Consider the following 15211-nt stretch of genomic DNA (forward strand, 5'->3'; position numbering starts at 1 on the left):
TCGCAGCGGATCGTCCAGCGAAAGACACACCCCGCGTTGTGGCCTGTCACAAATGCGGGCATACCAAGGCGCGTAAGTCCTTGATGCGTGTGTTGTTATGAACGTGCTTTTGATACATCAGAACTTTCCGGGCCAATTCAAATACCTCGGACCGGCGCTCGCCGGGCGCGGAGATGACGTTCTGGTTCTGACCCCCAAGGTCAAGGAACCGACCAACTGGCGCGGCATCACCGTCCTGCCCTACACCGTCACCGGCGCCAGCACGCCCGGCATCCATCCCTGGCTGATCGACTTCGAGACGAAAATCCTGCGCGGTTCTGGCTGCTTTGATGCTGCAATGGCGCTACGCGATGCTGGCTACGCGCCAGATGTGATCCTCGCCCATCACGGCTGGGGCGAAAGCCTGTTTCTCAAGGATGTCTGGCCAGCGGCCCGCCTTGGCCTTTATTGCGAACTCTACCACCGCTCCGGCCCCGACCAGACCGGGTTCGACCCTGAATTTCCCAGCCCAACGCCCGACACGGACGCGCTGCGCCTGCGGCTCAAGAACCTCAACAATCGCTTGCACGAAGAGGTCATGGATGCCGGTCTCAGCCCGACGCAGTATCAGGCCGCCACCTATCCCGACACGTATCGGGCGCGCATCACCGTCGCCCATGACGGCGTGGACACCGACCGGATCACTCCAAACCCCGAAGCCCGACTTGACGTGGCGGGGCGCACCCTCACTACACAAGACGAAGTCATCACCTTCGTGAACCGCAACCTCGAACCCTATCGCGGCTATCACGTTTTCATGCGCGCCCTGCCAGACCTCTTGCGGCGTCGTCCGCAGGCGCAGGTGGTGATCCTCGGCGGCGACGAAACCAGCTACGGGGCCAAGCCTTCAAATGGCACAAGCTGGAAACAGACCTTCATCGACGAGGTGCGCCCGCAGATCCCCAATGACGACTGGTGCCGCGTGCATTTCCTCGGCCGCGTGCCCTACCCGACCTTCCTGTCGCTCTTGCAGGTCAGCACGGTGCACATCTACCTCACCTATCCGTTCGTGCTGTCATGGTCCCTGCTCGAAGCGATGAGCGCGGAATGCGCCATTGTGGCCTCCGACACCGCACCGGTGCGCGAAGCGATCAGCGACGGGACAAACGGCGTCATGGTGGATTTCTTCGATCAGGCGGGGCTGGTCGATGAAACTTGCGCCCTGCTCGACGCCCCCGAACGGCGACGCGCCTTGGGCCGAAATGCCCGCCGATTCGTGCGTGATCGCTATGATCTCAACCGTATCTGCCTGCCACGCCAGCTCGCATGGGTCGACGCGCTGTCTCAAACCGATCCCGTTCGCCAACCGCAGGACTGACCTGCACGGCGGCGACGGATCAGAGGCCCAAGGCTCTAGAACCGGCTGTCCTGCTGACGCAATTGGCGCGCCCGTGTCAGAATCGCGTCCTCGACCGCGCGCACGGTTGCGGCGCTCGCCGGGCCATTGCGCGTCATCAGTGCCACGTTCAACGACCGCGCATCAAGCGCCGGATCGTTCACAAGAATCGTCGCGCGATAGGCGCGCCCGCCCCCGGGCGGTGTTCCGAATCCGGTGGTGATCACGCCGGTGAACGGATCGACCGACTGCACCGGCAGGAAATCGAGCGTCTCAAGCGAAGCGTTCCAGATATACTTGTTGACCGCACCGATCTGCCCCGCGTCGCCACGGTTGCGGAAAAAGTCGAAAAAGCTCGATTGCGACCGGTTCGGCCGACGCTCTTCCTGAATATCGTCAAGGATTTCGCTCGCCGGCCGCGTCTCGACCGGTTCCGCGTCCTCGCCGCCGAAAAACCCGCATCCCGTCACAAGCGCACTTGCAAGGACGATGCCGACGCCGGTCCTGAAACGTGTAAGGTCCATAAGTGACTGCCCTCGACTGCTTGTTTGCCTCCTGCTTTGCATACAAGCCGATCCTTACCACGACAAGGTGAACTTGCTCCCGACCTCCTAAGGCTGTGTTCTTTCAGGCGGAAACCCGGTCCCATTTCTTGTGGCAAATCAGCATCACAGATTTCCAAGTTGACCGTTGGCCGTTCGCTTGTCTTGCAAACACGCCCCCCCGAAGAGCATAGAAGCCTCAGCTGATCCGGACCATCCCGGTTTGGTACGTGCCTTACGAACACATGAGGGAAAAAAAATGAAAACGCTTCTTCTTGCTTCCACCGCACTGGTTGCAACCGCTGGCATCGCAGCTGCCGAAGTTTCGATCACGGGTTACGCTGAAATCGGTGTGATCGGTGGCGATCGCTACCAGGGATCCGACGGCGACGGTGTTGACCAGTTCCACACAGACATCGACGTCACATTCGCCATGACCGGCGAATCCGACGGCGGCCTGGCATTCGGTGCATCCATCGACCTCGACGAGTCCGATGGCGCCCCTTCCGGCGCATTTGACGCAACCAAGCAGGACGGCGAAGTCTACTTCCTGTCCTATGGCGCAATGCGCCTCGACATGGGCGACACAGACGGTGCCTATGACGCCGTTCTCCAGGAAGTCGCACTTGCCGGCGCATCCATCGCCGACGACGAGACCGAGCATTCGGGCTACTCCGGCAACGCAGGCCTCGACGGCACACATGACGGCCAGATCGCTCGCGTGTCCTACTCCGCAGCAGGCTTCACAGCAGCCCTGTCCGCAGAAGTTGACGACAACGGCGACGACGATCCCGTCTGGGGTCTCGGTGTTCGCTATGCAACCGACTTCGGTGGCACAGCAATCGGTGTTGGTCTTGGTTACCAGACTGTCGACCGTGACATCCTCGCCGACATCGAGCTGATCGGTGTGAGCCTTGACGCGACATTCGCAAATGGCTTCTCCGCTGCGATCAACTACGCAGAAGCAGACATCGAAGGTCAGTCCGACAACGGCACATTCATGGCAGTTGGCCTCGGCTACACCATGAACGCTCTGTCGATTGGCGTGAACTACGGTGAGTACGAAGATTGGGCCGCAAAAGCCGATCCCGACTCGTCCGGTTGGGGCCTGGCCGCAACATACGACCTGGGTGGCGGTCTTGCTGCTCACCTCGGTTACGGTTCCAGCGACGACGTGACATTCGACGACGAAGACAGCTACTCCTTCGGTCTGTCGATGAGCTTCTAAGAGCTCATAACCAGATTGGTTAGGGAAAGAGCGGGCCTTGCGCCCGCTCTTTTCTTTTGTGCGGCAGCCAAGTAGCTAACACCAAACGGTCGAGGCCAAGATGCACACAAACGCCCAGAACGCGATCAAGACGACATTTCAAAACGCGCTGCGTCTGGCGAATTCGGGCAACCTGTCGCAAGCCGCCGCGCTGCTTGACGGTCTTGCCCTGCAAGCCCCGCAAAGCCCCGACATCCACTACCATCGCGCCCGCCTCGCCGCCCGTCTGGGCGATCCGGAAAAGCGTCGCGCCGCCATCGACACCGCGTTGCGCATGCGCCCCGAGGAACCGGCGATCCTGACCGAAGCGATAGAGACCTACAGCGCCCTTGGCGATCACGACCGGGTTCTCACCTTGCTCGACCGTCACATCGCGCGCGATCCAAAGGCGATCAAACCCCAGGCCGACAAGGCGCTCTACCTGCAACGCGCGGGTCGCTTCGAAGCCTCCGAAGCCCTGTTCCGGCAATTGCTGAAAAAGCACCCCGACGATGCCGAACTCTACCGAATGTTCGCCGCCACCATCCGCTTTGCGCCGAACGATGGGTTGATCGGCGCCATGCGCCGCCTTGCCAGGCACCCCAAACTCTCACCACATGGCCAAATGCACATCCATTTCGCCCTCGCCAAGGCGATGGAAGACACCAAACAGCACGACAAGGTGTTTGCACATCTCAAACGCGCCAATTCGGCGCAATCCGCACTCTGGCCCGACGATGCCGCCGCGCGCGCTAGCGAATGGTCCGCCGTCGTCGATGCACAAGCGGGCCTGACACCGCGCTCCGACAGCACCGCAACCTCTCCCGGTCTGATCTTTGTCACCGGCCTGCCCCGCTCGGGCACCACGCTCGCCGAACAGATCATCGCCAGCCACAGCGAGGTTCATGCAGGCGGCGAAATCGCCACCGCCCTGCGCACCGCCTACGCCCAGTTCGGCGCCGGCACCGAGATGATGGCCCTCAAGGACGCGCCCACCGCCAAGCTGGCAGATTTCGCATCGCGCCTTCAACAGGCCAACCGCGCCCACGCCGACCCGTCAAAGCCGTGGATGACCGATAAATCCATCATGGCGTTCCTGATCTACGGCCTGCTGCACGCCAGCTTGCCCAATGCCCGTTTCATCGTCATCCACCGCGATCCGCGCGATATTGCGCTGTCGGTCTACAAGAACCACTTCAGCGGCGGCACCCATCGCTACGCCACCGATCTTGCCGCCATCGCAGAGGTCATCAAGACCTTCCGCAAGATCACCGCCCACTGGCGCGACACCCTGCCCGACCGGTTCAGCGAAATCCGCTACGAAGACCTCGTGGCCGCGCCTGACCAAACCTCCAAATCCCTGATCGCCGCCGCCGGGCTCGACTGGCAGGAGCGGTGTCTCGATTTCCACAAATCCGGCGGCACAGTCAAAACCCTGAGCCTGCATCAGGTCCGCCAACCGATCTACCAAAGCTCCGCCGCGGCATGGCGCCGCCACGAGGCAGAGCTTCAACCGTTCCTTGACGCATGGGGAGACACACCATGGGACTGACCGACATCAAATCCCGCATCGCCAAAGCAGCCAAAACAGCCGGTCGCGACGCCGAAGACATCACCCTGATCGCCGTCTCCAAGGTCCAGCCCAACGCCCGCGTCGAAGCCGTTCTTCAAGAAGGCCACCGCAGCTTCGGCGAAAACCGGGTGCAGGAAGCGGCCGGAAAATGGCCCGATTTCCGCGAGACCTATGGCGACATAGACCTGCACCTCATCGGACCGCTGCAATCTAACAAGGCCCGTCAGGCGTTCGAGTTGTTCGATGTCATCCACACGCTCGACCGCCCCAAGCTGGCAAATACCTTCGCCCGCCTTGCCCAGGAAACCGGTCACTGTCCGCCGCTCTTCATTCAGGTCAACACCGGAGAAGAACCGCAGAAGGCCGGTATCGCCCCCACCGACACCGATGCGTTCGTCAAGGAATGCCAATCGCTCGATCTGCCGATACAGGGGCTGATGTGTATCCCGCCGATCGAGGAAACCCCGTCCCTGCACTTCGCGCTTCTGCAAAAACTCGCCAGGCGCAACGGTCTGAGCGGCCTCTCGATGGGTATGTCGAGCGATTTCGAACAGGCCATCGCCTTCGGCGCCACCCACATCCGCGTCGGCTCGGCCATCTTCGGAGAACGGGTGACAGAGACCCCCTGATCGTCTCCGGTTTCAAAATACCTCGGGGGGAGGCGCGCCAGCGCCAGGGGGCAGAGCCCCCAAACGGAAACGCCCCGGCGCAAGGCCGGGGCGTTTCGCACTCAAATCCAATCAGCCTTCAGTGCAGCTTCTGACCCACAGTCGCAATCGACTCGTCAATGGTCTTGGCGGCTTCCTTGGCGGTCATCTGCTTGGAGACCACGGCACGCGCCGCCTCGATGGCGACGGCAATCGCACGATCGCGCACCTCTTTCACGGCTCCCGCCTGCGCCGAGGCGATCTGATCCTCTGCCGCAGCCAACCGCCGCTCGATCGAGTTTTTCAAATCGACCTGAGCCCGCTCCCCGGCCACCTTGGCCTCCTGCTTGGCATGCGCGATGATCCGGTCGGCCTGATCCTGAACCTCACGCTGGCGACGCTCGTAAGAGGCAAGCAACGCCTGCGCTTCTTCCCGCAGCGCCTTGGCCTCGTCCAGTTCCGAGCGGATATTCTCCGCCCGCTTGTCCAGCAAGCCCATCAAAAGCGGCGGCACCTTGAAATAGATCAGCACGCCAATGAACAGAAGAAAGCCCAGCAACACCACGAAATCGGTATTGCCCAGCGACACGAACGGGCCATCGGCAGCCAGCGCCGGTGTCGCCATCAGGCCGGCGGCGGTAAGTGTCATCATACGGTACATGTCGCTCACCCCTTCATCTGCGCATCGACTGCGGCGGCAATTGTCGCGTCATCCGCCTGACCGCCCAGCGCGGCAACGATGCTGCCCGCCGTGTCTTTCGCCACGGCTTCGACGCTCTGCACCGCAGAGGCACGAATCTCGGATATCGCCTTTTGCGACTCTGCTGTCTTGGCCGCGATCTCGGCATCTGCCTTGGCGATCGCCTTGTCCAGTTCCGCCTGCAACTCGGATTTGTTGCGGGCGATGATCTTGTGCGCCTCGGATCGGGCATCGGCCAGCGCCTGATTATACGCGTCTTCCGCCTCGACAGCCTTCTGCTTGAGATCTTCTGCTGTCGCGAGGTCGTTGGTGATTGTGCCTTGCCGTTCCGCCAGAACCGTTGCGATGCGCGGCAATGCCACGCGGGACAGGACAAAGTAAATCGCGACCAGCGCGATCAGAAGCCAGAAGATCTGGTTCGGCATCCAGTCGGCGCAAAGCTGCGGCATGCCGATGGCGCTGCCATCCGGGCCGACACAGACGCCTGCGGCCTCGAGGTCGATGGGTTCGGTTGCCATGTCATTCTCCGTCGGAACGTGTCGTTACATCGGGCGGGTCGCATCACTGCAACACCGCCCGCGCGTAAGGAATGAGGTCCGAAGCTTAGACGGCAAACATCAGCAGCAGCGACACGAGGAACGCGAAGATCCCCAGCGCTTCCGCGAACGCGATACCGATGAACAGCGTCGCTGTCTGCGAAGCCGCAGCGGACGGGTTGCGCAGGGCACCTGCAAGATAGTTGCCGGCCACGTTGCCCACCCCGATTGCGGCTGCGCCGGAACCGATTGCTGCCAGGCCTGCGCCGATATGTGCGAGATCGCCTTCCATGTGAATTCTCCTTACGATTGGAAGTTGCGGTATGTCGTAGGGTGCGTGATGTCACGCACCTGTCGTTAGTGTGATGGGTGCAGCGCGTCCTTGAGGTACACGCAGGTCAGGATCGTGAACACGTAGGCCTGAATAAAGCCGACGAGCACTTCCAGTGCATAGATCGCGGTGATGCCGAGAACCGAGAGCGGCGCCACTGCGGTGATTGCGGCAAAGCCCGCGAACACCTTGAGAACCGCGTGCCCCGCCATGATGTTGCCGGCGAGACGAATGGAGTGGCTGACCGGACGCACGAAATACGAGATCAGCTCGATGATCGCCAGAACAGGGCGGAGCGCCAGCGGCGCGCTCGACACCCAGAACAGGCCCAGGAAACTCGCGCCATTCTTGACGAAGCCCAGAATGGTCACCGCAAAGAACACGCCAAAGCCGAGAACGGCCGTCACACCGATATGCGCCGTGGGCGAAAACGATGTCGGGATCAGCGCCAGGAAGTTGGAGAAGACAATGAACATGAACAGGGTAAAGATATACGGGAAATACTTCACCGCATCCTTGCCGGTCACATCCTCGACCATCTTGTAGACAAAGCCATAGGCCAGTTCGGCCACCGATTGCGTCCGCGTCGGAACCGTCGCGCGCTTGGAGGTGCCAAGCACCATCAGCAGGATCACACAGGCCACCGCCAGCAGCATCCAGAGCGCCGCATTGGTGAAGGTGAACATGCCAACAGCCCCGTCGCCAAAGACCGGCTCGATGATGAACTGGTCCATCGGGTGGAACACAAGGCCGCCGCCTTCGCCGTGATCGTCAACTGCCGTTGCCATCGTGATCCCTCTCATTCTGTCCGGCCGTCTCGGCCAGGTTCGTTCTCTGCATTTCCTTCGCGCTTTTGATCATCACGTTGATCCCCGCCGCGAAGCCCAGCAATGTAAACAGCACCATCAGAAACGGTTGCGTGCCAAAAAGAGCGTCGAGCCCGTATCCGATGCCAAATCCGATCCCCAGACCGGCCACCAATTCAATCACCATCCGCCACGCCTGTTGCGCTTGGGAATAGTGTTCCTCCTGATGTGGCGTGTTCTTTGGGGCCCCCTTGGCCGCCGCAATCCGCGCTTCCAGCTCTGCCAGTCGCTGTTTCGGATCGCCCTCAGACACGTGCTCCACCTCGTCGGAACTTTCGCCATGTGCTATGGCGTGCCGCCACCCGAGTCAAGTCGCTGCAAAGCCCGCTCCTGAAACGGTCAATGCGCTGAAATTCATTGATAATTTCAATCCAACTTCAGCCTGTACCAACCCGTCGCAGGCGCAACGAGCCGCAAGATCTCACAAATCTGATATTCAACCCAACGGTTGATCTTCGCTGCACCCCTCCGACACGCCCCTTCCAAACTCTCGCCTTGATCGCGCGCTAGACCGCCATCAACAAAGGATCGCTCCACACAGGGACGCCCATGCTTGATCTCGTGAATCTCATCGTCCTGGCTGCCATCGTCGCCAGCATCGGTCTTGTCGTACTGATGGCCAAAAACGCCCCCGGCAAAGCCGCGCGTCGCGAATTTTACCGTCCGAAACTTTACGGCGCCGGTTTGCAGTCAGTCCTGCCGTTCTGGCTGGTGGTGCTGGCCATCGCATCGATACTCAGCTGGACCCCCGCTTTGGAGGTTATCGCCCTTCTGGGCGCGCTTTTCATCATCGGATTGCCGATCACTTTTGCCATCTTCCTGCTGCCCACGGTCACTCTGGCTCTCGCCGTGCTGTTTTACACAAACCGCGGTCTCGGATTGGTGGGCGTGCGGCATGGCTGGCTATTGGGCGCGGCACTGGTCGGCGTCTTCGCCGCTATTCCGTCGCTGTGGATCGCCCCGCGCGCCGCTGATCATGCCGAACGTTTCCGCGCCGAAGATATTCCCATGCCAGTGATCCAACCCGACGGCGTCCTTGCCCTGCGCGGCAATACAGACTGGTGCGACCGCCCCTGCCTGCGCGCCCTGTCTGCGGGTCTTGACGGAGTACTGATGCTGTCCGTCACCGGGAATGCGGAAACCGGAACGCTTTTCACCCTTCACGATATCACCACACCGCCCTGCGATGCACTGGCCCCCGAGGCAAAATTCCTTGCAGCGATTAGACTTAGCCGCCCTGAGCTTGCAACCTGCATCCGCATCGAACAGGCCCAGCGTGACGCGGCCGACCTACTTTGGGAAGAGACCAATACCTATGTGCCGGATACGCAGTTCGGGATGCGCAAGCTGCATGTGACACAGCATACCCTTAGACAAAAAGTCGCCGGTGCGTTCGTCGTCACTGGCCGCGTCACCGGGTACTCTTACGAAGTTGCCGACCTTCCCATTCTTACAGATGAACACAGCTACGAACTCAACATAGACTTTCGTCCGGGCCTGATGCACCGACGGGTGTGGTCTTCAAGCGGGCTCAGTGCCGACCCCCGACACCTTTTCCCTGACAAGTCCCCTTGACGCCACCGTCGGTTCGCGAAACCTGTTGTGCATGGCTCACTCGCTCGACACCGTTTTCGCCGCTCTCGCCGATCCGACGCGCCGGCAGATCCTGTCGTTGCTGCTCGAGGATGACATGGCCGTCACCGACGTGGCCGACCCGTTCGACATGTCACTCGCCGCGATCTCGAAACATCTGATGATCCTCGCCGCAGCCGGTCTGATCAGCCAGGAAAAGCGGGGCCGGGTCAAATGGTGCAAGCTGGAGCCAGACGCCCTGCGCGAAGCGAGCGTCTGGATGCAAGGTTTTGGACAATTCGAGCCGATCAACCTCGACGCGTTCGAGCGTTTCCTGCAAACCGAGAACCTGAGCGCCGATACAGAGCAGGACTAGCCGCCGCGAACCTTCGCCCCCTCAGGCCGCCAGTCCGCGCCCCTTGAGCAACGCTGCCACGCCGGGCATCCGCCCCCTGAACTTGCGATAAAGCACATCCGCCTCCTCGGACCCGCCGGCGGACAGGATGAAGCTTTCCAGTTTCTGCGCCATCACCGGATCGAATGCGCCCCCTGCCTCCAGAAATGCCTCGAACGCGTCGGCGTCCATCACCTCGGACCACATGTAGCTGTAGTACCCCGACGAATAGCCGTCGCCGGTAAACACATGCGCGAAATGCGGGCTGGCATGGCGCATGACGATCGACTCCGGCATGCCGATCTCCGCCAGCACCTCCGCCTGCCGCGCCATCACATCGCTGGGCGGCGTGCCCTCGTGAAACGCCAGATCGACCAGCGCCGAGGCGACATATTCCACCGTCTGGAACCCCATGTCATAGGTCGCAGCCGCAAGCACCTTGTCCAACATCTCCGCCGGCATCGGTGCGCCCGTGTCTGCATGGGTCGCAAATTCTTGCAACACCTCCGGCACTTCCAGCCAATGCTCGAACAACTGGCTGGGGAGTTCGACAAAATCCCGTGCCACGGACGTGCCCGAGATCATCTCGTAGCGCACATCCGACAGCATCTGGTGCAGCGCATGGCCGAACTCGTGAAACAACGTGCGCGCATCGTCATAGGACAACAGCGCCGGATCGCCCTTGGCAAAATTGCACACATTCACCACGATCGGCCCCTGCACATCCGGAAACTTCCGCTGCGACCGCATTGCCGAGCACCACGCGCCCGACCGCTTGGACGCACGCGCAAAATAATCTCCGATGAACACCGCGACATGTTCACCCTCCCGCGTCACCTCCCACGCGCGGGCATCCTTGTGATAGAGCGGCACGTCCAGCCGCTTGAAGTCCAACCCGAACAGCCGGTGCGCACAATCAAACGCAGCCTCGATCATACGGTTCAATTGTAAATAGGGCTTCAACTCGGCCTCGTTGAGCGCAAATTCCTCACGCCGCCGCGCTTCGGAATAATAGCGCCAATCCCACGGCTTCAACGCTCCGTTGACCCCGTCCGCCTGCATCCGCAGGGCCAATTCGGCCACGTCTGCCTCTGCGCGTGCCTTGGCCGGCTCCCAGACTTCCATCAACAACGCGCGCACCGCATCCGGTGTCTTGGCCATCTCGGTCTCAAGCTTGTAGGACGCAAAATCCGCATAGCCCAGCAGCTGCGCCCGCTCGTGGCGCAATGCCAGAATCTCGGCGGCAATCGCGCGATTGTCCGTCTCGCCTCCGGTTTCGCCACGCGAAACCCAGGCCCGCCATGCCTCTTCGCGCAACGACCGATCGGGACAGAATTGCAAGAACGGCACGATGACAGACCGGGACAACGTCAGAACCGGCCCATCCGCGCCACGTTCCCGCCCCGCCGCGCGCAGCGCATCGACCACGAATCTGGGCAGACCGCCCAGATCATCTTCGGACAAGGCACGCTGCCATTCCCGCTCATCTGCCAATAAATTCTGTGCGAACTGCGTTCCCAAGACCGCCAGGCGCCCCTTGATCTCTTTCATTCGCGCCGCCGCATCGCCACTCAATCCAGCCCCGGCACGCACGAATCCGCGATGCGTCAGCATCAACACCCGATGCTGTTCCGGCGTCAGATCCAACTCCGCGCGCGCCTGCCAAACCGCCTCTATGCGCGCAAACAGATCGGTATTGCTGTAGATCGCGGCCGAATGTGCTGCAAGTTTCGGTGAAAATTCCCGCATCAACGCTTCACGCTCGGGCGTGCTGTCAGCTCCGGCAAGGTTGTAAAACACCCCCAGAACCCGGTCCAGATCCGCCCCGGTCTGCATCAACCCTTCAATGGTGTTGGCAAATGTCGGATCCGCCGGCGTGTTGGCAACCGCCTCGACCTGCGCCAGTCCTTCGGCCATTCCGGCCTCTATCGCGGGCGCAAACTGCGCATCCTCAATTCGATCGAACGGCGGCAGGCCAAATGGCGTGTCCCACGCCTGCATCAATGGATTGGTCATGAAATTCTCCTGTGTCAGCACGCAAGCTAGGCATCCAATAGCGGATCGGCAAGGCAGCGTCTGTCTTCGCTCCATCCGGATGAGCAACATTCAATTTCAGGGTCTGTTTCGCAACCGCGCCTCAAGTCTGCGCAACAGGAGAGACAATCCGATCGTCATTGTCAGATACACCAATGCCACAACGTTATACGTCTCGAAATATCGGAAATTTCCCGCCGCCGTGACCTTGCCCAACTGCGTGACATCCAGCACCCCCAACACCGAAACCAACGATGAATCCTTGATCATGGCGACAAAATCATTGCCCAAGGGAGGTAGAATGGTTCGGATGGCCTGCGGAAACACGATGAATCGGAATCGGTGCCACCGGTTAAGACCCAAGGCATCGCCGGCCTCGATCTGGCCGATGTCGACCGATTGGAGACCAGCGCGAAACACCTCGGCGATAAATGCCGAATAGCCGATGGTCAGCGCGATGATCGCCCGCCACAACAACGAAAAGTCCCGCGTGCGAAGAGGCTCGAAGCCCAGAGGCTCCAACACCATGTTGCGAAACACCACCATGCCGGGCGCCAGCACGAAAGCCACATATAACAGCAGCACGATAATCGGAATGCCGCGAACGATCTCGGTGTAAAACCGCGCCACTTGCCGCAGGATCAAACTCCCCGACAGCGACATCAACGCGATGCACAACCCAAGAAGTGCGGCCAGCGAAAAGCCCATGAGCGTGACGAAGATCGTCACCTGAACCCCACGCAGCAGGGTGGCCAGGATTTGCAAATGCAATTCGCTGGTAATGATTTGCCAAATCCCCCAGAGGCCAAGGCCAATCACGGCCAACAGCCAATATGGGAAATCGCGTTTCGGCGGCGAAGGCGGCATCACGCGGCAAAACGCCCCCGCTTAGCCGCCAATCTTGAAATCAAGGAACCAACGCTTGTTAAGCGCATCAAGGGTACCGTCCGCTTTCATTTCCGCAATCGCCGCATTGATCGGTTCCACAAGATCCGAACCTTTGGGGAAGATAAATCCGAACTCCTCAGTTCCCAGCTTTTCGCCGACGATTTTCAACGCGCCATCCGCCGCATCGACATATCCTTCGCCCGCCGTCCCGTCCGTCAGCACAAGATCGACGTCGCCGGTCCGCAACGCTTGCACCCCTGCGCCGAATGTCTCGAACAGCTTGATCCGCGTGTTCCCCTCGTCGCCATCAAGCACATCGTAGACGCCGACGTAAAACGGTGTCGTGCCCGGCTGCGCCGCCATCAGCAGATCGTCATCGGCGGCAAACCCGGCAGCGTCGCTGAACCGGTCTTCATCGCCGCGCACCAACATCACCATTTCCGACGTCATGTAACTGTCGGAGAAATCGACCTGCTCGGCCCGGTCGTCGCGAATGGTGATGCCGGTCATGCCCATGTCATACTGCCCCGCCGAAACCGCGGCGATCATCGCGTCCCAAGAAATATTCTCGTAGACGACGTTCATGTTCAGCCGTTTTCCGATCTCGGCCATGGCGTCGTATTCCCAGCCCACGGCATCGCCGCTCGCAGGGTCGACAAATTGCAGTGGAGGATAGGCGTTTTCCGTGGCAATCACCACTTCGCGCCCATCCAGGTCGGGCAACGTTCCAGCGCCCATCGCCGCACCCGCGAGGAACACGACGCTCAGCACCGCGCCAATCACATGTTTCATACCGACTCCCGATCAAGTTCCTGTCGAAGTATGCCGCAAGTTTGTCTCAGGACAAGCCCGCAGACGGGTTTGCGCCATACAACTCCCCCGATCCACACGCCTGCATCGCAGTTGCGGTCTCAAATGTCAGCGCAAAGCGTTAAGATTGTGCGAATTCGGCTCCGGATTTCCCACCGCACACCGGACAATCCTTGCGGGATTTCAATGCAATTTTACGGGTTTCGCCCCAAAGCCCGTCATAGATCAGCATCTCTGCGCGCAATGGCTGCCCGGCTCCGGTGATCACCTTGATGGCTTCCAGCGCCATCATCGATCCAATGACCCCGGGCAGTGGCCCGATCACCCCCGCCTCGGCGCATGAGGGAGCCAGGCCCGGCGCGGCGGCGTGCGGAAAAACGCATTGATAGCAAGGCGTTCCCGACGCCGGATCGAAAACGGAAAGTTGCCCCTCCCACTGTGTCAGCGCGCCCGAGATCAAAGGCCTCTTGGTCGCCACCGCCAGGCGATTCACAAGATATCGGGTCTCTGCATTGTCGGTCCCATCAAGGATCAGATGAAAATCCTTGAACAAGTCCGCCGCAATCTCCTCACTCAGACGCCGATGGTAGGGCAGCACCTCGACATACGGGTTCTGCGCTACCATCGCGGCCTGCGCCGAAAACACCTTCGGCATCCCGATATCGGCGTCGCGATGGATCACCTGGCGCTGCAAGTTGGCATTCTCGACAACGTCGGAGTCAATCACCCCGATGGTGCCGACTCCGGCAGCGGCAAGATATTGCAGCGCGGGCGATCCCAACCCACCCGCGCCGACAACCAGAATTCTCGCATTGCGCAACGCTTTTTGTCCCGGTCCGCCAATTTCGCGCATCACGATATGGCGCGCATAGCGCTCGAGCTCCGTGCCGGAAAACGCGCCGTTGCGCGTCACAGGCGCGGCTCCGGACGCGCTTTTTTCCGACGCCCGGTCTTTCAACAGCTTGATGATCCGCCCGTAAACCACGGCGATCACGGCGAATACCCCGATGAAGATCCACAATGCCGCGCTTTGGCCGGTCGCCATTCGCAACGGGTGGCCCAGGGGCAAGGCGATCTGGATAAACAGGACACCCGTGTAAAGCAGCCCGATCATGTACAGCCGTGCGCGACGCGGCACGTTCATGGCAATCCCGATGCCCCAAAGCGCGGCCGCCATCGCGAAAACAACGATCACGTCGACACTCCGGTCGATCCAAACCCGCCCGCGCCGCGCGCCGTGTCGTCCAATCGCGCCACTTCGACAAATTCGCTCTGCACCACAGGTGCGACCACCATCTGCGCGATCCGGTCTCCATGCGCGATCGTGAAGGCGTCTTCCCCGGCGTTCATCACGATCACCCCAAGCGCGCCGCGATAGTCACTGTCGATCGTGCCCGGAGCATTCGGCAACATGATCCCATGCCTCAATGCCAGCCCCGAACGCGGCCGGATCTGAACCTCGAACCCCGTGGGAATGGCAAGACGAAGCCCTGTTGGAACAAGTGCCCTTGCACCGGGCTGGAGGACAAATTCCCCGCGATCGGCAAAATTGGCCCGCAAATCGGCGCCCGCCGCACCGGCGCTGGCATAGGTCGGCAGCCCCAGCGATCGGTCGGCCCCATCTGTCCACGTCATTTCAATCGCGATCACGGCCCGCCCTTACCTTCCTGACCCTTGGGTTAAATCTCGGCTCTGCG

The 15211-nt window shown here is 60.9% G+C and carries 17 protein-coding genes; 6 read left to right on the forward strand and 11 right to left on the reverse strand.

The annotated features are described in order from the left end of the window. Positions 1–97: 97 nt before the first annotated feature. Positions 98–1357, forward strand: coding sequence for a glycosyltransferase (locus tag ACGKZZ_RS09340; RefSeq protein WP_411223279.1), 1260 nt, complete (start codon positions 98–100; stop codon positions 1355–1357). Between the two features lie 35 nt (positions 1358–1392). Here the strand turns inward: ACGKZZ_RS09340 and ACGKZZ_RS09345 are convergent, their stop codons facing one another. Beyond that, complete coding sequence (locus tag ACGKZZ_RS09345; protein WP_411223280.1) at positions 1393–1899, reverse strand: DUF3576 domain-containing protein; 507 nt, start codon at positions 1897–1899, stop codon at positions 1393–1395. A gap of 277 nt (positions 1900–2176) precedes the next feature. Between ACGKZZ_RS09345 and ACGKZZ_RS09350 the strand changes: the two genes are divergently transcribed. The 3 genes from ACGKZZ_RS09350 (at position 2177) to ACGKZZ_RS09360 (ending at position 5365) form a co-directional block, all read left to right on the forward strand. Continuing rightward, complete coding sequence (locus ACGKZZ_RS09350) at positions 2177–3145, forward strand: porin (RefSeq protein ID WP_411223281.1); 969 nt, start codon at positions 2177–2179, stop codon at positions 3143–3145. Between the two features lie 100 nt (positions 3146–3245). Continuing rightward, positions 3246–4715: a tetratricopeptide repeat-containing sulfotransferase family protein gene (locus tag ACGKZZ_RS09355; RefSeq protein WP_411223282.1), complete on the forward strand. Its 1470-nt coding sequence runs from the start codon at positions 3246–3248 to the stop codon at positions 4713–4715. Then, positions 4706–5365 (forward strand): YggS family pyridoxal phosphate-dependent enzyme, encoded by a 660-nt coding sequence (locus ACGKZZ_RS09360; RefSeq protein WP_411223283.1) that lies wholly within the window; start codon positions 4706–4708, stop codon positions 5363–5365. Before ACGKZZ_RS09355 ends, ACGKZZ_RS09360 begins: the two co-directional genes overlap by 10 nt. A gap of 118 nt (positions 5366–5483) precedes the next feature. Here the strand turns inward: ACGKZZ_RS09360 and ACGKZZ_RS09365 are convergent, their stop codons facing one another. The 5 genes from ACGKZZ_RS09365 to ACGKZZ_RS09385 all read right to left on the reverse strand — a co-directional run bounded on the left by ACGKZZ_RS09365 (position 5484) and on the right by ACGKZZ_RS09385 (position 8069). Beyond that, positions 5484–6044, reverse strand: a complete 561-nt coding sequence (locus ACGKZZ_RS09365; protein ID WP_411223284.1) for a F0F1 ATP synthase subunit B — start codon at positions 6042–6044, stop codon at positions 5484–5486. Positions 6045–6049: 5 nt separating this feature from the next. Then, a complete protein-coding gene (locus tag ACGKZZ_RS09370; protein WP_411223285.1) occupies positions 6050–6601 on the reverse strand; it encodes a F0F1 ATP synthase subunit B' in 552 nt (183 codons plus the stop codon). Between the two features lie 85 nt (positions 6602–6686). After that, on the reverse strand, positions 6687–6911 hold the full coding sequence (locus tag ACGKZZ_RS09375) for a F0F1 ATP synthase subunit C (protein WP_072775827.1): 225 nt from the start codon (positions 6909–6911) through the stop codon (positions 6687–6689). 65 nt (positions 6912–6976) lie between these two features. Next, positions 6977–7738, reverse strand: coding sequence for a F0F1 ATP synthase subunit A (locus tag ACGKZZ_RS09380; protein WP_411223286.1), 762 nt, complete (start codon positions 7736–7738; stop codon positions 6977–6979). Beyond that, positions 7722–8069, reverse strand: coding sequence for an AtpZ/AtpI family protein (locus tag ACGKZZ_RS09385; RefSeq protein WP_411223425.1), 348 nt, complete (start codon positions 8067–8069; stop codon positions 7722–7724). The genes ACGKZZ_RS09380 and ACGKZZ_RS09385 overlap by 17 nt, the downstream gene beginning before the upstream one ends. 296 nt (positions 8070–8365) lie before the next feature. On the opposite strand from ACGKZZ_RS09385, the gene ACGKZZ_RS09390 reads away from it, so the two are divergent. Next, positions 8366–9391 (forward strand): hypothetical protein, encoded by a 1026-nt coding sequence (locus tag ACGKZZ_RS09390; RefSeq protein ID WP_411223287.1) that lies wholly within the window; start codon positions 8366–8368, stop codon positions 9389–9391. A gap of 31 nt (positions 9392–9422) precedes the next feature. Beyond that, positions 9423–9764, forward strand: coding sequence for an ArsR/SmtB family transcription factor (locus ACGKZZ_RS09395; RefSeq protein ID WP_411223288.1), 342 nt, complete (start codon positions 9423–9425; stop codon positions 9762–9764). A 21-nt stretch (positions 9765–9785) separates the two neighbouring features. Here ACGKZZ_RS09395 and ACGKZZ_RS09400 read toward each other — a convergent pair whose 3' ends face one another. From ACGKZZ_RS09400 to dut, 5 genes are all read right to left on the reverse strand, one after another. After that, the gene (locus tag ACGKZZ_RS09400) at positions 9786–11798 is read right to left on the reverse strand and encodes a M3 family metallopeptidase (RefSeq protein ID WP_411223289.1); all 2013 of its coding nucleotides are present in this window, start codon (positions 11796–11798) and stop codon (positions 9786–9788) included. A gap of 96 nt (positions 11799–11894) precedes the next feature. Further along, the gene (locus ACGKZZ_RS09405) at positions 11895–12683 is read right to left on the reverse strand and encodes an amino acid ABC transporter permease (protein ID WP_411223290.1); all 789 of its coding nucleotides are present in this window, start codon (positions 12681–12683) and stop codon (positions 11895–11897) included. A gap of 21 nt (positions 12684–12704) precedes the next feature. Next, positions 12705–13496: a transporter substrate-binding domain-containing protein gene (locus ACGKZZ_RS09410; protein ID WP_411223291.1), complete on the reverse strand. Its 792-nt coding sequence runs from the start codon at positions 13494–13496 to the stop codon at positions 12705–12707. Positions 13497–13635: 139 nt separating this feature from the next. Then, positions 13636–14709, reverse strand: coding sequence for a HesA/MoeB/ThiF family protein (locus ACGKZZ_RS09415; RefSeq protein ID WP_411223292.1), 1074 nt, complete (start codon positions 14707–14709; stop codon positions 13636–13638). Further along, a complete protein-coding gene (dut, locus tag ACGKZZ_RS09420; protein WP_411223426.1) occupies positions 14706–15149 on the reverse strand; it encodes a dUTP diphosphatase in 444 nt (147 codons plus the stop codon). The genes ACGKZZ_RS09415 and dut overlap by 4 nt, the downstream gene beginning before the upstream one ends. Between the last annotated feature and the right edge of the window lie 62 nt (positions 15150–15211).

Source organism: Marivita sp. S2033 (assembly GCF_046592965.1).
GTDB lineage: Bacteria > Pseudomonadota > Alphaproteobacteria > Rhodobacterales > Rhodobacteraceae > Marivita.